Below are 18,256 nucleotides of genomic sequence, written 5' to 3' on the forward strand. Positions count from 1 at the left end.
TTCAGTTTGGCAGTCGCCGGCAGCCCTTACCCATCAAGCTCAGCAGACGAGGTAAGCACATGGAGAGCGCGGAATTTCACAGGGCCCGAAAAAAACTCAGTAAGACCCAGAAGGAGATCGCCGAACTGCTGGGAACTTCCATCAAGGCCATCCACAGCTACGAGCAGGGCTGGCGTTCGATTCCGCCCCATGTGGAGCGCCAGATGTACTTTCTGCTCTCACGCCAGCGCGAGTTGCACGAAAAGGCCCCCAAACCCTGCTGGACGGTAAAAAAATGCCCGCCTTCCCGCAAGAAAAAATGCCCCGCCTGGGAGTTCCGGGCCGGCAAGATGTGCTGGTTCATCAACGGCACCATCTGCGAATGCCAGGCCCGCAAGAACTGGAAGGAAAAGATGGTGGTGTGCAAGAAATGCGAAGTGATGTCTCAGCTTCTGGTTTAACGTAACAACCCATGAGCGAATATACCGTCCGCGATGCCGCCGGCCCCTCCGTCGGCATCGTGACCAAAAAACATTACACCTTCGCCGAAAAACCCGACGATGCCCTGGTGCTTGAAAGCGGCACCCGGCTGGGGCCGGTGACCGTGGCCTACGAAACCTACGGCGAGCTCTCCCCCGGCAAGGACAACGCGGTGCTGGTGCTGCACGCCCTCTCCGGCGACTGCCACGCCGCCGGCTATTACAGCAAGAACGACACCAAGCCCGGCTGGTGGGAGACCATGATCGGCCCCGGCAAAGGGATCGACACCGACCGTTATTTTGTGATCAGCTCAAGCATCTTGGGCAGTTGCGGCGGCACCACCGGCCCCTGCTCCACCAACCCGACTACCGGCAAGCCCTACGGGCTGGACTTTCCGGTGGTCACCGTAGGCGACATGGTGGAGGTGCAAAAAAGATTGCTTGATCACCTGGGGGTTGAACGCCTGCTGGCGGTGGTGGGCGGCTCGCTGGGCGGCATGCAGGCCCTGGAGTGGAGCCTGCGCTTCCCCGACCGGGTCAACGGGGTGATCGCTCTCGCCACCACCATGCGCCACTCGGCCCTGGCTATTGCCTTCAACGAGATCGCCCGCCAGGCCATCATGGCCGATCCCAACTGGAACAAGGGCCATTACTACGACGGCGACAAGCCCGCCACCGGCCTGGCGGTGGCCCGGATGATCGGGCATGTCACCTACCTTTCCGACGAGGCCCTGCGCCGCAAGTTCGGCCGGCGGCTGCAGGAAAAAGAGGATTTTTCCTTCCAGTTCGACGATATCGACTTCCAGGTGGAAAGCTACCTGCGCCACCAGGGCAGCAAGTTCGTGCAGCGTTTCGACGCCAACTCCTTTCTCTACGTCACCAAGGCGGCGGACTATTTCGACCTCGAGCGGCGGGCCGAAGGCGACTCGGCGGTGAAAATTTTTGCCAGGGCCCAAGCCAGCTTCCTGGTTGTCTCTTTCACCTCCGACTGGCTCTACCCCACCTACCAGTCGCGTGAGTTGGTGCGGGCACTGAAGAAAAACAACCGGGACGTCAGTTTCTGCGAAATCAAGGCGGACTGCGGCCACGACGCCTTTCTGATCCCCAACCAGCGCTTAAGCCGGCTGATCACCAACTTCCTGGAAAAAGTACGCTATGTCAAGCCCTGAGCAACCAACCGGGGGGAGCGAAAACAGCGCCCAACCGATGCGTTTTGATTTATCGGTGATCGCTTCCTGGATCGAGCCGGGCAGCAAGGTGCTGGATTTGGGCTGCGGCGAGGGTGATCTGCTATATCACCTCAAGCAGACCAAGAACGTGGAAGGCACCGGCATTGAAATGGTGGAGGCCAAAGTGTTGCGCGGCATCGAAAAGGGTTTGACCGTGCTGCAGGGCAACATCACCGAGGAGGTGCAGGATTACGCCGCCGGCACCTTCGATTACGTGGTCCTGAGCCAGACCCTGCAGCAGGTCTACGCCCCGGCCCAGTTACTGCACACTTTGCTCGATATCGGCCACCAGGTGGTGGTGAGTTTCCCCAACTTCAGCCACTGGAAAAACCGCTGGCAGATCTGCTGGCACGGCCGGGTGCCGATTTCCAAGCAACTTCCCTTTGAATGGTACAACACCCCCAATATCCGCATCATCAGTATCGCTGATTTTCAACGTTTTCTCAAAAAGATGGGCTGGCTGATCAAGCGGGAAACGGCCATCAACACCGACCACCACGACCGCTACGGCAACGTGGTCACCTTTCTCCCCAACCTGCGGGCGACCTACGGCATCTACTTATTGGCCAAGCGGTAGCCTAAAGAACATTATATCGGGGTTATGGCACCGGGGTGGGGGCCGTGAAACCCGGTAGCGACTCATTCTCGGCCGACATCCTGTCGGCCTCCGAGGCGCCCGCCGCCTCCTGCGCATCCATGCGCCCGGCGGCGGGCGAACCCGTCGCTACCGGGTTTCACGGCCCCCGTCCAGGGTTCACGCGGCTTTCTTGTTGCCTGCGTTTTGGATAATCCCGCATTTACCTTTGGTGGCTTTTGGGGTATTTTGTGCACTTTCCTGCAAACGAACCAACACCCGGAAATAATCCCGAAAGGAATTGTGTGATGAGCGACGAAATCAATGAATTCAGCGCCCTGGTGGGCGATACTCCTTTGGTGCGGCTGCACAGGCTGGGGGCGGACAGCGGGGCCGAGATTCTGGTTAAGCTGGAGTCGCGCAACCCGGCCTTCAGCGTTAAGGACCGGATTGGCCGGGCCATGCTGGCGGCGGCGGAGCGGGATGGCCGGGTGGGGCCGGATACCGTGATCATCGAACCCACCAGCGGCAACACCGGCATCGCCCTGGCCTTTCTCTGCGCCGCCAAGGGGTTGCGCCTGATTTTGACCATGCCCGAGACCATGAGCCTGGAGCGACGGGCCTTGCTCAAGCATTTCGGCGCCGAGCTGGTGCTGACCCCCGGCGCCGAGGGCATGAAAGGCGCCATCGCCAAGGCCCGGGAACTGGCCGAGGCCACCGCCGACAGCTTTATGCCCGACCAGTTCAGCAACCCCGCCAACCCGGAGATCCATCGCCAAACCACCGCCGAGGAGATCTGGCGGGCCACCGGCGGCCAGCTGGACATCTTCGTGGCCGGGGTGGGCACCGGCGGCACCATCACCGGGGTGGGCGAGGTCTGCAAGGCCAGGCTGCCGAATTTCAAGGCGGTGGCGGTGGAACCCGCCGACTCGCCGGTGATCTCCGGCGGCCAGCCCGGCCCCCACAAGATCCAGGGCATCGGCGCCGGTTTTATCCCCGCCACCTTGAACACCACGGTCATCGACGAGGTAATCACCATCACCAACGACGAGGCCTTTGCCGCCGCCCGCCAAGTGGCGGTGGAGGAAGGAATCCTGTGCGGCATCTCCTCGGGCGCCAACGTGTTGGCCGCCATACGGCTGGCCCAGCGCCCGGAAAACCGGGGCAAAAGAATCGTCACCGTGATCTGCGACACCGGCGAACGCTACCTGAGCACCCCCCTCTTCGAGCAACAATAAAGGCCCCCAAATGCTGAACCCGCAACTGCTGGAAATCCTGGCCTGCCCCAAGTGCAAGGGGCCGGTCAAGCTCAACGAACAGGAAAGCGGCCTGGTTTGCGACAAGTGCAAACTGCTGTATGAAATCCGCGACGAAATCCCCATTATGCTCATCGACGAGGCCAAAGAGCTCTAGCCATGCCGGAAGCTGATACCACCACGGCCGTGCCCGACGCCGGGTTTGTGCATCTGCATGTGCATACCCAGTACAGCATGCTGGACGGGGCCATCCGTTTGGACCGCCTGCTGGCCCAGTGCAAGGAATACGGCATGGAGGCGGTGGCCATCACCGACCACGGGGCGATGTTCGGGGCCCTGGAATTTTACGTTAAGGCCAAAAAGGCCGGCATCAAGCCCATCATCGGCTGCGAGTTTTACGTGGCCCCTGCCGACCGGCGGGATAAAAGCGCCAAAAGCGCCGGGGCCGCCGCCCACCACCTGGTGTTGCTGGCGATGAACAACGAGGGCTACCAGAACTTGATGAAACTGGCCTCCTGCGCCCAGTTTGAAGGCTTCCACTACAAGCCCCGCATCGATTACGAACTGCTCAGCCGCCACAACCAAGGGCTGATCGCCCTCACCGCCTGCCTCCACGGCCAGCTGCCGATGCTACTCACCCGGGGCGATTACGACGGCGCCAAGGCCGCCGCCGGCAAGCTGCAAAAACTTTTTCCCGACCGGCTCTACCTGGAGCTGCAGGAAAACAAGATCGCCGAGCAGCAGACGGTCAACGACGGGCTCAAAAAGCTGGCCGCCGAACTCAAGCTGCCGCTGGTGGCCACCAACGACTGCCACTACCTCAACCGGGAAGAGGCCCAGGCCCACGAGGTGCTGCTCTGCATCCAGACCGGCAAGACCATGGCCGACCAGGGCCGGTTCCGCTTTTCCACCGACGAGCTTTTTTTTAAGTCTCCCGCCGAGATGAAAAAAAGCTTCAGCCACTGCCCCGAGGCCATCGCCGAAACGGTGAAGGTGGCGGCACGCTGCAACGTGGAGCTGGATCTCAGCAGCCACCACTTTCCCCACTTCCCGATCCCCGAGGGGGAAACTTTAGAAAGCGTGTTCAGCAAGGACGCCCGGGAGGGCCTGGAAAAACGTTTCACCGAGATCCGCCGCTTAACCGAGCTGACCCCGGAGCAGGAAGAAGAATACCGGGCACGGCTGGAACATGAGATCGACGTGATCATCAAGATGGGCTTTCCCGGCTATTTTCTGATCGTCGCCGATTTCATCAACTGGGCCAAGGACCACGAGATTCCGGTGGGGCCGGGCCGGGGCTCGGGGGCCGGCAGCCTGGTAGCCTGGGCGATGCGGATCACCGACATCGACCCCATGCCCTATGGCCTGATCTTTGAGCGATTTTTGAATATCGAGCGCAAGTCCATGCCCGACTTCGATGTCGATTTCTGCCAGGAGCGGCGCGGCGAGGTCATCGAGTACGTGCAGCAGAAATATGGCGGCGCCGAGCACGTGGCCCAGATCGTTACCTACGGCTCCATGAAGGCCCGGGCGGTGGTGCGCGACGTGGGCCGGGCGCTGGGTATGCCTTACGGCGAGGTGGACCGGATCGCCAAGCTGATCCCCGAAGAGCTGGGGATCACCCTGGACAAGGCCATCGACAAGGAGCCCCGGCTGGGCGACCTGATGAAGCGCGAACCGCCGGTGGCCGAACTGCTCAACGCCGCCCGGGTACTGGAAGGGCTGCAGCGGCACACCTCCACCCACGCCGCCGGGGTGGTGATCTCGCCCAAACCCATGGTGGAGTACCTACCGCTGTGCAAGGGCCCCAAGGGCGAGGTGCTGACCCAGTACGACATGAAGCACACCGAGATGACCGGGCTGATCAAGTTCGACTTTCTCGGGCTTAAGACCCTCACCGTCATCGACCGGGCCTGCAAGCTGATCAAGGGCGACCTGGGCCGGGAGATCGACATCGGCGCCATTGCCACCGACGATCCCAAAACCTACGACCTGCTCTGCAAGGGCGACGCCCTGGGGGTCTTCCAGTTGGAAAGCTCCGGCATGCGCTCCTTGCTGATGAAGATGAAACCCGAGCAGTTTTCCGACCTCATCGCCCTGGTGGCCCTGTACCGCCCCGGCCCGCTGGAGTCGGGGATGGTGGATGATTTCGTCAACACCAAGCACGGCCGCATGGTGGCCAAGTACCCCCTGCCCCAGTTGGAGCCGATCCTGCAGGAAACCTACGGGGTGATCGTCTACCAGGAACAGGTGATGAAGATTGCCAACGTGCTGGCCGGCTACTCGCTGGGCGATGCCGACAACCTGCGGCGGGCCATGGGCAAAAAGATCGCCGCGGTGATGGATGCCGAGAAAGACAAGTTCATGGCCGGCTGCGCCAAAAACAATATCGACCCCAAGAAGGCCGAATACATCTTTGATTTGATGGCCAAGTTCGCCGGCTACGGCTTCAACAAGAGCCACAGTGCGGCCTACGCCTTGGTGGCCTACCAGACCGCCTGGCTCAAGGCCCACTACCCGGCCCAGTTCATGGCCGCCCTGCTCTCCTGCGACATGGGCAACACCGACAAGGTGGTGCGCTACATCAACGAGTGCAAGGAACACGAGATCGAGGTGCTGCCGCCGGACATCAACGAGTCCTTCCGGGACTTCACGGTCATCGACGACCGCATCCGCTTCGGCCTGGCGGCGGTGAAAAACGTCGGCGGGGCAGCACTGGAATCGATCATCGAGATCCGCGAGGCCGACGGCCCCTACAAGTCGCTGGTGGACTTCTGCCAACGGGTGGATGGTCGCAAGGTTAACCGCCGGGTGATTGAAAGCCTGATCCGGGCCGGGGCCTTTGATTCCCTGGGCGCCAAGCGTTCGCAACTGGAGGCCATTTTAGACCGGGCCCTGGACCAGGCCCAGGCCGCCCAGCGGGATAAATTGAGCGGCCAAATCTCCCTTTTTGCCGCCATGCCCACCGATCAGGCCGAACGGGCCACCGAGATCGAGCTGCCGGAGATGCCGGAGTGGGAGGAGAAACAGAAGCTGCTCTTTGAAAAGGAAACAGTGGGTTTTTATCTCACCGGCCACCCGCTGGACAAGCACCGCCGGGAGCTGGCGGCGCTCACCGACACCGACCTGCACGGCCTGGCGGAATGGCCGGACAACCAGCCGGCCAGAATCGGCGGCCTGATCCGCCAGTTCAAGAACCACCGCAGCAAAAAGGGCGATGCCATGGCCTTCGTCACCCTGGAAGACACGGTGGATTCGGTGGAGGTGGTGGTCTTCCCCAACACCTACGCCGAATGCGCCCACCTGCTGGCCGGCGATGAACCCATCGTGATCCAGGGCAAGGTGCAGAAGGAGGAAAACGGGGTGAAGATGATCGCCGACACGGTGGACGGCTTGAGCGAGGCCCAGGTGAAGTACACCGACCGGGTGATGATCCGGCTCAAGGCCGACAAGGTGGACCGCCCCAAGATCGAGGCGGTGAAAAAAAGCATCCAGCGCCACCACGGCCCCTGCCCGGTCTCCCTCAACCTGCTCTTCCCCGACCGGGGCGAGGTGGAAGTGGCCGCCTCCAATGATCTTACCATCCGCCCGGGCCGCGACTTCACCACCGAAGTGGAACAACTGCTGGGCTATGCCGCCTTAAGCTACCGCAAAAAGGCCACCGAGGAGCGGGAGCAGGGCCGGGGCAACGGCTGGGGTGGCCGGGGCAATGGCCGGAGTAACGGCCGCCGCCCCTGAGGCTGCCCCATGGGCCTTGGCCTTTAATTCACACAAACACTTGTTGGGGAAATCTGAAAGTTCGGGTTGCAGATTTCCCCGACTTCGTTTACTAAGTGATTTATGATCCCTCGAATACTTCAGCCCATCCTGAAAAAACTGGCCGGGCAATATCCGGTTGTCACCGTTACCGGCCCGCGGCAAAGCGGCAAGACCACCCTGTGCCGGGCGGTGTTTCCAGATTACGCTTATGTTAACCTGGAGATGCCGGATTTACGCGAATTTGCCCGTACCGACCCCCGGGGTTTTTTGGCCTCACACCCCAAGGGGCTTATTCTGGATGAAGTGCAGCGGGTGCCCGAACTGTCCTCTTACCTGCAGGCATTGGTCGATCAAAGCCGGGAGCCGGGCCGTTTCATCTTAACCGGGAGCCAGCAGTTTGAGGTGATGAGCACCATTACCCAGTCTCTGGCGGGACGGACCACCCTGCTGAAACTGCTGCCGCTAAGCATGGAAGAGCTTGCGCAGGCGAAGATCGAGACCGGAATCGACCAGACCCTGCTCACCGGCTTCTACCCCCGCATTTACGATGCCGGCCTTGATCCGACCCGGACCTTGGGCGACTACATGGAAACCTATGTCGAACGCGATATTCGGCAACTGATGGCCATCAAGGACTTGGCTCTGTTTGAAAAATTTGTCCGCCTTTGTGCCGGTCGGGTCGGCCAGTTGCTCAACCTGCAGAGCCTGGGCAACGACACCGGCGTTTCTCATACCACGGCCCGTAGCTGGCTGACCCTGCTGGAAGCCAGTTATGTGGTGTTTCTGCTGCAACCCTGGCATGTCAATATCTCCAAGCGCCAGGTGAAAACCCCCAAGCTCTATTTCTATGATGTGGGTCTGGCCTCTTACCTGCTGGGGGCGGAAAACGAGTTGCACATCAACCGGCACCCCCTTAAGGGCAACCTGTTTGAAAACATGGTGGTGGTCGAAGCTCTGAAATACCGCTTCAATAGGGGAAAAAGGAGCAATCTTTACTTCTGGAGAGACGTCCGGGGCAACGAGGTGGACCTCCTGCTGGCCGCCGGCCCGGATTTGTTTCCCGTGGAGATCAAGGCGGGAGCGACCATCAGCGGCGATTACTTCAAGGGCCTGCAAACCTTCGCCGCCAAAGCCCCCACCCCCCCAACTGCCTCCGCCCTGGTATATGCCGGCGAAGAAAACCAGCGCCGCAGCAAGGTCTCGGTCTGGCCGGCGCAGGAAGTGGCGGCCATGATGCGAAGTTTCAAGCTTTGAACCTCTTTTTCAGTGTTTATGTCCCGAAATAAACGATGCCGCTGGGCGATGGGTTAGCGCTTTAAATCGCGCTAGAAGTTTTCGTGAGGGCCGACGGCCTCGATGAACGAGGCGGGTAAATCCGGGTTGTCCAATGCAGCCCGCCCCACTTTGGCCCAGAACTCCACCTGGCCTTGCACGGTACGGAACTCCGCCTTGGCGGCCTTACGTGCGGCCGCAACCAGATCCTCATCAATACGCACGGACAAAGTACTCATCACAACCTCCATCAGAAAAAGGGGGACAGTTTTGAAAACTGTCCCCCTTTTTCCTTCGGGAAGCGGGGGCGGGCGGATGCCCGGCCCCCGGTTTAGGTTTTTTGGGTTATGCCGCTTAGCCCTGGAGCAGGCTGAGTACGTTCTGGGCCGTGGCGTTGGCCTGGGCCATGGCGAAGGAGCCGGCCTGGTTCAGCACCTGGAACTTGCTGAAGTTGGCCGCTTCCTCGGCGAAGTCCACGTCGCGGATGCCACTTTCAGCCGCAGTGATGTTGACCCGGGTCACCGAGATGTTGGAGATGGTGGAGGTCAACTGGTTCTGGACCGAACCCAGGTCGGCGCGGACCTTGTTCAGCGACTTCAGGGCCGCGTCGGCGATGGCAATGGCCTGCTGGGCGCCTTCCTGGCTGGTTACATCAACGTCGGAGAGGCGGGCCAGGACGGTGTCGCCCATCTCGCCGGCGGCCACGTCGGCAAGTACACCGGAGGGCGCCAGGGTGGAGTGGGCGGTGATCACCGAATCGGCAGCGAGGCTGATATTGCGCTCGATGGTCAGCTTGTCGGCGCCGACCACGAAGTCGTTGTCCAGCACGGTACCGGCGGCGGCTACCAGTTCGCCACCGTCATAGAGATCGAAGGTCATGGTGGTGCCGGCCTTGATCACCGAACCGGTGTTGAGTTCCGAGCCCTTGGCCACGATCATGCCGTCGCCCCGTACCTGGGCATCGGAGAGCAGGGTGGCAGTGCCGCCCAGGGTGGAGCCGTCGGCAATCTCCGAGTCGGTGTTGAGCCGCGAACCCTGCGCCAGGGTCATCTGCTCGCCCTGGGCCGCCAGGGTGTACGCCCCGTCTTCCAGGGTGAAGGAGTTGGCCAGAGTCAGGGTGGAGCCGGCCGCAACATCAGAGTTGGTGGTATCAGACGCCAAGGTGAAGTTGGGGCCCACCACCGCGTCGGAAGCGAGGACAAACTGGTCGTCGTCGTCGTCAAATTCCGAGCCGGCGCCCATGATGGTGCCGGTCGCAAGTTCCGAGCCAGCAACGATATCCATGGACGCACCGTCAACCTCCAGCCTGGAAAGCTCCAATGCGCTGCTTTCAATTACGCTGTCGGTATGGAGGACGCTGCCAACTGCCAACTTCAGTGTTACATCATCAAGGGTGGTCATATTGCTGCCGACTACCACCTCGTTGGCGAAGTCGTGTTCGACAGCAACAGCACCAGCGCCAGCTGCTGCAGTTATCTCCAAGTTCTCGGTCAACTGATAGCTGCCATCGCTCAGCACGGTGTAGGCACCCCCGGTATAGCTGGCATTAGCATCACCACCAGTTGCAGCGTCAACCGCAGCCAACAAACCTTCATAATCCTGCTGGCTGAAAATGGTGCCCGAGGTAAAGGTGATACCACTTCCATCAGCGTCAACGGTCAAATCACTACCAACCTCCAACACCGAACCGGCGCCGATCACATCATCATCCCCGGTCGCATCGACCGTTGCCGAGAGGGTGGCCTTGCCGAAAATATCCGTATTGGCGGCCAAATCGATCTTACCGATCAACACGGAGCCGCTGCCGGCGGTGATAACGCCTGTCGTGCCGTCGATCTCTTCAATGGTAATGGCGCTGGTCAGATCGGAACCATCCCCGATCACCGTGCCCGCTTTCAAGACCGAACCGGCGGCCAGCACCAGGTCTGTCGCGGCGACATCCGTATCCAGCATATATCCATTGGCGAACTCCACCGAAATCTGGGAATTGGCGGCAATCCGCGAACCGGCCGCCAACTCCGAGTTGGTGTTCAGCAACATCCCGTCTTCTTCGTTGACATTGAGGGTATCCACCCGCAGGTTACCCACCACCGAAACCAGATCGCCGTCCAGATCGTTGCGGTCATAGACCATGATCTCGGCCGCGCCCATCTGGGTAAGCTGAATATGACCCAGGGTGGACATATCTTCGGTACCGCCCAATACACCACGGGTAGCATCATCGGCGGTCACCGAAATGGCCCGGCCGTCCATGGAGGTCAGGGTCATCTTACCTTCAAAGTCAACGGAGGCGAAAACGCCGTGCTGGTTGCTTTTCTGGTTAATGGCCGCCACCAAGGCGCCGTCGGCGTCATTTTCCTGCACGGAGATGGAACCGATATTGACCCCGTTGATGGAAAACACGCCGGTCTGACCTTTTTCGATATTCTCGTCGGTAGTGGTGCGCACCACGGCGTTGGCGGTGATACCCAACTGGTCGCTGAGCTTGTTGATCTCATCGGCCACCGCGCCCAGGGAGTTCTCCCGGCTGTTGTCGTAACGCACATCCACGGTGTTGAGGTTGTAGGTGCGGTTCTCGATGCTGGAATAAAGCGACAGCGAAGAGGTACCAGCTTCGGAAAAGTTCAACTGGGACGAGGTAACATGGCCGATCTTGGTGGATTCGCTGGAGGCGATGGAAAAGTTTACCGTCTCCTGGGCGTAGGCACCGATCTGGAAGGCCTTGTTGGTGAAGGCGCCGCTAAGCAGCTTCTGGTTGTTGAAGGCGGTGGTCCGGGCGATGTTGTCGAGCTGTTCCATCAGCCGGTTGACATCGGCCTGGATGGCGGCCCGGGATTCCTGGGTCTGGCCGTCCTGGGCGGCCTGGATGGCTTTGGTCTTAATGGTGTTGACGATGTTGATGGATTCCTCCAGGGCACCATCGGCGGTCTGCACCATGGCGATACCGTCGTTGGCGTTCCGGATGGCCTGGCCCAAACCCAGAGACTGGGAACGCAGAGAGTCGGCAATGGCCATGCCGGAGGCGTCGTCGGCGGCGCGGTTGATGCGCAGACCCGAGGAGAGACGCTCCAGCGAGGTGTTGAGGTTGCCGCTGGTCTTCTGCATGTTGTTGTGGGCGTTCATTGCCGCGATGTTGGTGTTGATTTTCAAGCTCATGGTTTAATCCTCCGTCCATGTGTGGTTGATTGTGAGGGAATCCTTTCCCCCGCTTTGATCTGATTGTTTGGTTTTCGTTTTTTTCTCACTTGCGTAGCGCGCCCCATCACCTCCTTTTACCGCGCTTTATAGTGGATATTCCTACCGTTCAGGCCCGGCGCAGGCGTCTTGGCCCGACGGGGCCGACTCTTGGGTTTCAAAGGACGTATCGGCGGCCGGGGAGGATTCTTGAATGTTTTTTGCGATGTTGAACCGGTTTCGACTTGGCGCCTGGTCCTTAATATGGCATAGTGCAAAAAAACCAACAAACCATATTAAGAACCGGTGGCAGTTATGGTGTATTTGGACCCAAAAACAACAAACCGTCTTGACGAGAAATTATTACGGTTGAATTCATATCGACCGCTCCCCAAGGCTGCTGTTCGAAAGCTCAAGGAGAAGTTCGGCTTGGAAATGACCTACAATTCCAATGCCATCGAGGGGAACAGCCTGACCCTCAAAGAAACCTTCTGGGTAATAAGCGAAGGCCTGACGATCAAAGGCAAGCCACTCAAGGACCATCTTGAGGCGAAAAGTCACGCTGAGGCCCTGGAGTATTTATACGAAGCGGTGGACAAGAACAGGCGCGCCACGTTTTCCGAGCGACTGATCAGGGAATTCAACCAGATTGTGATGCGCGACCTCGATAGAGAATGGGCCGGCCGGTACCGAAACAGCAATGTAATCATAGGCGGGGCCGATCATCTGCCGCCCGAAGCAGTGGAGGTTCCCCGGTTGATGCGGGAGCTTGTAGATTGGGTGCGGCAAGACAGGAAAAGCCTGCACCCGGTTGAGCTGGCGGCCTTGTTGCACCACCGGCTTGCCCACATTCATCCTTTTTTTGACGGCAACGGCCGGACCTCCAGGCTCGCCATGAATGTTGTCTTGATCCAGGCCGGCTTTCCATTGGCGGTTGTCCTGAAAACCGATCGAAAAAAGTACTACCGGACCCTGGGCGAGGCCGACCGGGGTAACCATGGCCCCTTCGTACGCTTCATTGCCCAGGCGGTGCTTCGATCACTCGATATCTATCTTAAAGTGCTCACACCGGACCAGAGGGCCAGAGAACATTTCATCCCCTTAGCCGAGCTTGCCAAGCGCTCATCGTTTTCTTCCAAGTATCTCAATCTTTTGGCCCGCGCCGGCAAGCTTGAAGCCCACAAGGAGGGGCGCAACTGGCTGTCGTCGGAAGAGGCGCTCAAGAGGTATCTGGACGGCAGAGAGAGAAAGCGGAGAAAAATTGGAGTCTGACCCCAAAAATCGATGGGCGGAGCCTCGCGGATTTTCCGCAACGTGGATTAAATTGTCCTGTCCGCCTCTAAAAAGTTTTTATTTCGCCTTCCACCATGCCCAAAGGGACCACCGAAATCCTGTCGTGAACCGGATAACTGTGCGCTCCCGGATACACCACCCAGAGGTGGGCCAAGTTCAGGTCAACCAAGGCACTGTGCATGGACTTGGTGATTTTGGGTGCCTCGCTGAACTTAAATTCCACCCCGTAGCGTTTGCCCCCGGCGAAGATAAGCAGGTCCAGCTCCGCGCCGGCATGGGTGGCCCAGAACCAGGCCTGATCCGGGCCAACCAGAGTCAGCACCTGCTCCAGAGCAAATCCTTCCCAGGAGGCGCCAAGGCGGGGGTGCCCCAACAGCGCGGAAAGATCGTCGATACTGAGCAGGCTGTGCAACAGGCCGGAGTCACGAAGAAAAATTTTGGGGGCTTTTACTTGGCGCTTGCCGATGTTTTCGTGCCAGGGCTGCAGTTGCCTGACCATGTAGGTGCCGGTAAGGATATCCAGATAGGCGCGCACGGTTTTGTCGCTAAGCCCCATGGAGCGCCCCAACTCGGAGGCGTTCCAGGTCTGGCCGTGCAGGTGGGCCAGCATGGTCCAGAAACGGCGCATGGCCGCTGCCGGAATAGAGATGCCCAACTGGGGAATATCGCGCTCAAGAAAGGTGCGGATAAAGCCTTCCCGCCAGGCCAGGCTATCCGCTTCCGAGGCGGCCAGAAAAGAGCGGGGAAAGCCGCCGCGCAACCAAAGGCGCTCCTCCTGCCCATGGGGGATCTCGGCCAAATCGAAGCCGGCCAGATCAACGAATTCGATCCGACCGGCCAGGGTTTCGGAAACCCCTTTAATAATCTGCGGGGAGGCGCTGCCCAGGATGAGGTAGCGAGCCCCATTGTCCGGCCGATCAACCAGCACCCGCAAGGAGTTGAAAAGTTCCGGCACAATTTGAATTTCGTCCAAGATGACCAGCCCGGACAGCGGCCCCAGCATCAACTCCGGGTTTTGCAGCCGCCGCCGATCCGCTTCCGATTCCAAGTCGAAGTAGTGGGCGGAATAGCTTTGGGCCATCATCCGGGCCAAAGTGGTCTTGCCGCACTGCCTGGGGCCAAGCAGGGCGCAGACCGGAGATCGTTCAATGGCGACGCTGATGGCCTTCCTATAGCGATGGCGGGGGATCATCAGGACCTTCTAACATTGAAAACTCGGATTTGCAACCCGAATTTTCAATGTTCTACCGTTAGAGAGTTTTCACGTTGACACCCGTAGTATTTAAAGGTAGTGTTTAAATACTATGGCAAAAAAGCGCGCTTTGAGTGAAAAGATCGACCGGTTGCTGGCCATGTTTCCGGTTGTTGCCGTTATCGGGCCCCGCCAGTGCGGCAAGTCCACCCTGGTGCAGGATATTCGCCCCGACTGGAAATATTACGATCTTGAACGGCCGGACGATTATCAACTTATCACTTCCGACCCGCTGGGTTTTTTCAGCCGCCAGACGGAAAAAACCATTATTGACGAAGCCCAGCAGTTTCCCGACCTGTTCAAAGTCCTGCGGGGCGTGATCGACCAAGACCGGGAAGAGGCAGGCAGGTTCATCCTCACCGGCTCAAGTTCTCCGGAGATTGTCAAAGGGCTTGCAGAGAGCCTGGCCGGGCGGATTGCCACCGTTGAACTATGGCCCTTTAAAGGCAGCGAACTGCATGAAAGGCCGCTGGCGCCGATTTACCACCTTCTGACGCAAAAGGGGCCGGACCTCCAGGCGTTGGCGAACCTGCAGCCGGTGCTGAGTCGGCAGGAAGTCGATGATCAATGGCTGTTGGGGGGATACCCGGAGCCGAGAATCAAAGGCGCCAATATCCCGGACTTCCACGGCCTCTGGATGGATGAGTATTTTTCCGACTACATCAGAAGGGACATCGGCCAACTTTTTCCCAGAATCAACCGTCACACTTTTCGTCTGTTTATCCAAAGCCTCTCTTTTCAGTCCGGCAATATCCTGAACCGGTCGGAAATTGCCAGGGCCCTGGAGATAAGCTCCGTCACCGTTAAAGAATACCTGGATATTCTACACAACACCTTTATCTGGCGTAATTTACCCAGTTACGAGAAAAACCGGCTGAAAAAAGTCCAGAAGATGCCCAAGGGGTTTTTTCGGGACCAGGGCATCCTTCATCATTTGTTGAAAATCCACGACCTGGACTCCCTGCTTGTCCACCCCGCCGCCGGCAACTCCTTCGAGGCTTTCGTGATCGAAGAGATCGTCCGGGGATTTCAGTGCACCTTAACCCCGGGGCTGGAGTTTCATTTCTACCGGACAAGGGATAAAGCGGAGATCGACCTGATCATCGACGGCCCCTTCGGCATAATCCCCATCGAAGTAAAACTCGGCCACCAGATTAACCGGAGAAGCCTGACCGCCTTGAGAAACTTTTTGGCGGATACCGGCGCCGATATCGGTATTGTGGTTAACAATTCAGAGAAAATAGAGTTTTTGGCGGACAATATTCTGCAGATCCCCGCCCGCTATTTTTAAATATAAAGACGCTTGACAATACTATCTCGTGTCGTTAGCATGAATCATGCCGATAAAATCGTTCAAATGTCCTGATACGCAATGTCTTTTCGCTGGTCAACGGGTCAAGCGGTTCGTGAATATCGAGTCTGTTGCGATGCGTAAACTGGCAATGCTGAACCGGGCGGTTACACTTGACGATCTGCGGGTGCCGCCAGGCAATCGCTTAGAAGCACTGAAAGGCAACCGGACCGGGCAGCACAGTGTTCGCGTTAATGGGCAGATTAGGATTTGTTTCGTGTGGACGCCGGAAGGCCCCGCAAGTGTTGAGATTGTCGATTATCATTAAGACGGAGTGTAGATCATGCGCAAAGTTCCCTATCCCCATCCCGGAGAAATATTGCTGGAAGAGTTTTTGAAACCCATGGGGATTACACAATACCGATTGGCTAAGGAAATCGGGGTGCCACAACGGCGCATCGGTGAGATTGTGGCCGGGACTCGTGCGGTTACCATGGATACCGGCCTTCGCCTGTCACGGTTCTTCGGTATGTCCGAGGAGTTCTGGATTGGTTTGCAGATGGATTATGATGCTGCCAAGGCAAAAGAAGCCCTGTCTCAGACACTGGCAAAAATTCGGCCTTGGCGCCAACAGGAGAACCATCCAGCCTGCTGATGCTACCCCAAAGGCGAAAGAGCTTCGGGCTTTCCAAATTATGGGGACCTGGTGGCCCGGGAACAATGGCCTCCGTGCCACGTTTCATCGGCCCCATCCGAACAAGGCCGCACTGCGTTACCGGGTGAAAGATGCCCGTCACTTTTTTGCTGAATTAATGGGCATCCTCCTCCATGAGCAAGAACCGGCGGCCAGGGAGAAATTTGAGCTTAACACCCTGCACCAGGCCATCGATTTCAAAAGCCAACGGCTGGCAATAATCGGCGCCTGAAGCAAACGGCGTTGACACCCACCCGCCCTTTCGCTAAGATCATGTTCTAGCACCCAAAACAGGGAGGTAGCAAGGTGGGCCAAGCACAACCGCTACAATTGATGACGGCGGCCGAGTACCTGCAATGGGAACCGCCCCAGCAGGAAAAACACGAGTTTATCGGTGGTGAACTGTACGCCATGGGCGGGGCCTCGCGGCGGCATGTGACCGTGACCGGTAACCTATTTGCCGAACTTGACCGCGCCCTGGAAGGCACCCCCTGCCGGGTCTACATGGCGGACATGTGGCTGCAGGTGGTTGCCGACGAGGTTTATTTTTACCCCGATGTAATGGTCACCTGCGACTCCGCCGACCACCGGGCCGAACAGTACATGTGCTCGCCGATTTTCCTGGCCGAGGTTCTTTCACCCTCCAACGAAATCTTCGACCGCAAGGAGAAGGCATCCTATTACCGCCGCCTGCCCTCCCTGCAGGAATTCCTGTTCATCGACCCCGACCGCCGCAGCATGGAGCTTTACCGCCGCAACCAGGCCGGCCTCTGGGAACTGCGAGACTTCATCGCCGACCAGCCCCTGCCCCACTCCCTGCCACTGGCCAGCCTGGAGCTGGAAATCGCCCGGGAGCGGATTTTCCGCAACGTGGATTAAAAGGCAAACCGCACCGCTTATTAATTTCACCGACCGGTTAACTGGCGGGCAACTGGCTGAGGTAGGCGCTTAGGCGGGCGGCCAGTTCACGGCTGTCGATGAGCAGGGAGCATTCGTGGTTGCGGCTCAGTGCGGCATGGGTGAGGTTGTGGCTGCCCAGCAGGGTGAAACGTTCGTCGATCAGGATGATCTTGTTGTGGGTGGTGGTGTCGCGGGGGCCGAAGCGTACCTCTACCCCGCCCTGGCGCAGGTTGCGGGCCAGGCGGCGGTGCTCTTGGGTAAGCTCTTCGTCGTAGGCCGAATGTTCCAGGATGACCTTTACCTCCACCCCGCGCCGGCCGGCGTTGATCAGTTCCTCGGCGATGCGGGCCGGGCGGTTGCCCGCCGCCTCGGTGGCCCGGAAGACGAACATGGCCAGTTCCACCCGCCGGGCCGCGCCTTGCAGCAGGTGCAGCAGGGCGGGGTAGTATTCCTGGTCGCAAAGCACCTGGATCTCGCCGGGGCGGGTGATTATCACCCGCCGGAGGCTGAAGGTTTCCGCCAAAGCCGGGGCTTCCGGCGTGGCCGTTTCATCGGTCGCGGCCGGTGTTCCCGGCCGGCCATCGGCGCCGGCAGGCGGCGGCTCGAGCAACGCGCCGGATTCATCCGCCACAGCCTCATCCGCCGAGGCACGATCAAGGGTGGACAAGCCGGAGAGGGCCAGGTAGGGGCGAATCGCCTCCAGGGTGCGGGGGCCGATGGCCGGGCTGGCCAGCAACTCCTCGATCTCGCTAAACGGCCCTTGCTCCCGGCGCAGATCGACGATGGCCCGAGCCCGAACCTCGCCGATAAAGGGCAGCTCCTGCAACTCGGCCATCCCGGCGGTGTTGATATTGACTTGGCCGGCCAGGGAAGCCAAGGCCGGCCCCGCCGCCGGTCCCCAACCGGCGAAGGCCAGCAGCAGCAAACAAAGCCACAGGCTCCGGCGCCACCGCCCCGGTCGACCACCAGGCCGCCGCCACCCGTTCCCCCCTTCACTCCCGCCGATTTTCCTGCCACCATCATTAACTTTCTGCATGATCATCAGCCCCCTTATCTGCCTTGCCCCGCTTTGCCCTGCCTTTCTCGGCCTTTCCCAACCTTTTG

General features: G+C 59.4%; 16 protein-coding genes. 12 read left to right on the forward strand and 4 right to left on the reverse strand.

Annotation, left to right across the window (positions count from 1 at the left end; translation table 11 throughout):
- Nucleotides 1–59: 59 nt before the first annotated feature.
- From DAAHT2_RS07135 to DAAHT2_RS07160, 7 genes are all read left to right on the forward strand, one after another.
- Entirely contained in the window at nucleotides 60–440 is a 381-nt protein-coding gene (locus DAAHT2_RS07135) for a helix-turn-helix domain-containing protein (protein WP_013163618.1), read from the forward strand.
- An 11-nt stretch (nucleotides 441–451) separates the two neighbouring features.
- Entirely contained in the window at nucleotides 452–1,627 is a 1,176-nt protein-coding gene (metX, locus tag DAAHT2_RS07140; protein ID WP_013163619.1) for a homoserine O-acetyltransferase MetX, read from the forward strand.
- Nucleotides 1,628–1,664: 37 nt separating this feature from the next.
- Nucleotides 1,665–2,264 (forward strand): methionine biosynthesis protein MetW, encoded by a 600-nt coding sequence (metW, locus tag DAAHT2_RS07145; RefSeq protein ID WP_013163620.1) that lies wholly within the window; start codon nucleotides 1,665–1,667, stop codon nucleotides 2,262–2,264.
- 305 nt (nucleotides 2,265–2,569) lie between these two features.
- On the forward strand, nucleotides 2,570–3,499 hold the full coding sequence (gene cysK / locus DAAHT2_RS07150) for a cysteine synthase A (RefSeq protein ID WP_013163621.1): 930 nt from the start codon (nucleotides 2,570–2,572) through the stop codon (nucleotides 3,497–3,499).
- A 10-nt stretch (nucleotides 3,500–3,509) separates the two neighbouring features.
- Nucleotides 3,510–3,674 carry a Trm112 family protein gene (locus DAAHT2_RS14300; RefSeq protein WP_013163622.1) on the forward strand — a complete coding sequence of 55 codons (165 nt, stop codon included), beginning with the start codon at nucleotides 3,510–3,512 and terminating at the stop codon, nucleotides 3,672–3,674.
- Nucleotides 3,675–3,676: 2 nt separating this feature from the next.
- Nucleotides 3,677–7,255 (forward strand): DNA polymerase III subunit alpha, encoded by a 3,579-nt coding sequence (dnaE, locus tag DAAHT2_RS07155; protein ID WP_013163623.1) that lies wholly within the window; start codon nucleotides 3,677–3,679, stop codon nucleotides 7,253–7,255.
- Nucleotides 7,256–7,357: 102 nt separating this feature from the next.
- Nucleotides 7,358–8,530, forward strand: a complete 1,173-nt coding sequence (locus DAAHT2_RS07160) for an ATP-binding protein (protein WP_013163624.1) — start codon at nucleotides 7,358–7,360, stop codon at nucleotides 8,528–8,530.
- Between the two features lie 71 nt (nucleotides 8,531–8,601).
- Here the strand turns inward: DAAHT2_RS07160 and DAAHT2_RS07165 are convergent, their stop codons facing one another.
- Together DAAHT2_RS07165 and DAAHT2_RS13885 are read right to left on the reverse strand one after the other, a co-directional pair.
- On the reverse strand, nucleotides 8,602–8,787 hold the full coding sequence (locus tag DAAHT2_RS07165; RefSeq protein WP_013163625.1) for a TA system antitoxin ParD family protein: 186 nt from the start codon (nucleotides 8,785–8,787) through the stop codon (nucleotides 8,602–8,604).
- 115 nt (nucleotides 8,788–8,902) lie between these two features.
- A complete protein-coding gene (locus tag DAAHT2_RS13885; protein WP_013163626.1) occupies nucleotides 8,903–11,704 on the reverse strand; it encodes a flagellin N-terminal helical domain-containing protein in 2,802 nt (933 codons plus the stop codon).
- A gap of 333 nt (nucleotides 11,705–12,037) precedes the next feature.
- On the opposite strand from DAAHT2_RS13885, the gene DAAHT2_RS07175 reads away from it, so the two are divergent.
- The gene (locus tag DAAHT2_RS07175) at nucleotides 12,038–12,994 is read left to right on the forward strand and encodes a Fic family protein (protein ID WP_013163627.1); all 957 of its coding nucleotides are present in this window, start codon (nucleotides 12,038–12,040) and stop codon (nucleotides 12,992–12,994) included.
- 67 nt (nucleotides 12,995–13,061) lie between these two features.
- On the opposite strand, the gene DAAHT2_RS07180 is transcribed toward DAAHT2_RS07175, so the two are convergent.
- Nucleotides 13,062–14,207, reverse strand: coding sequence for an ATP-binding protein (locus DAAHT2_RS07180; protein WP_013163628.1), 1,146 nt, complete (start codon nucleotides 14,205–14,207; stop codon nucleotides 13,062–13,064).
- Nucleotides 14,208–14,319: 112 nt separating this feature from the next.
- Here DAAHT2_RS07180 and DAAHT2_RS07185 point away from each other — a divergent pair, with 112 nt between their 5' ends.
- The 4 genes from DAAHT2_RS07185 (at nucleotide 14,320) to DAAHT2_RS07200 (ending at nucleotide 17,131) form a co-directional block, all read left to right on the forward strand.
- Nucleotides 14,320–15,558 (forward strand): ATP-binding protein, encoded by a 1,239-nt coding sequence (locus DAAHT2_RS07185; protein WP_013163629.1) that lies wholly within the window; start codon nucleotides 14,320–14,322, stop codon nucleotides 15,556–15,558.
- 46 nt (nucleotides 15,559–15,604) lie between these two features.
- Nucleotides 15,605–15,886 carry a type II toxin-antitoxin system RelE/ParE family toxin gene (locus tag DAAHT2_RS14305; protein ID WP_013163630.1) on the forward strand — a complete coding sequence of 94 codons (282 nt, stop codon included), beginning with the start codon at nucleotides 15,605–15,607 and terminating at the stop codon, nucleotides 15,884–15,886.
- A gap of 15 nt (nucleotides 15,887–15,901) precedes the next feature.
- Nucleotides 15,902–16,213 (forward strand): HigA family addiction module antitoxin, encoded by a 312-nt coding sequence (locus DAAHT2_RS07190; protein ID WP_013163631.1) that lies wholly within the window; start codon nucleotides 15,902–15,904, stop codon nucleotides 16,211–16,213.
- Between the two features lie 345 nt (nucleotides 16,214–16,558).
- Entirely contained in the window at nucleotides 16,559–17,131 is a 573-nt protein-coding gene (locus tag DAAHT2_RS07200) for a Uma2 family endonuclease (protein WP_013163633.1), read from the forward strand.
- Between the two features lie 37 nt (nucleotides 17,132–17,168).
- Here the strand turns inward: DAAHT2_RS07200 and DAAHT2_RS07205 are convergent, their stop codons facing one another.
- Nucleotides 17,169–18,188, reverse strand: coding sequence for a phospholipase D-like domain-containing protein (locus tag DAAHT2_RS07205; RefSeq protein WP_013163634.1), 1,020 nt, complete (start codon nucleotides 18,186–18,188; stop codon nucleotides 17,169–17,171).
- Between the last annotated feature and the right edge of the window lie 68 nt (nucleotides 18,189–18,256).

Origin of the sequence: Desulfurivibrio alkaliphilus AHT 2 (assembly GCF_000092205.1) — a bacterium.
Classification (GTDB): Bacteria; Desulfobacterota; Desulfobulbia; order Desulfobulbales; family Desulfurivibrionaceae; genus Desulfurivibrio; species Desulfurivibrio alkaliphilus.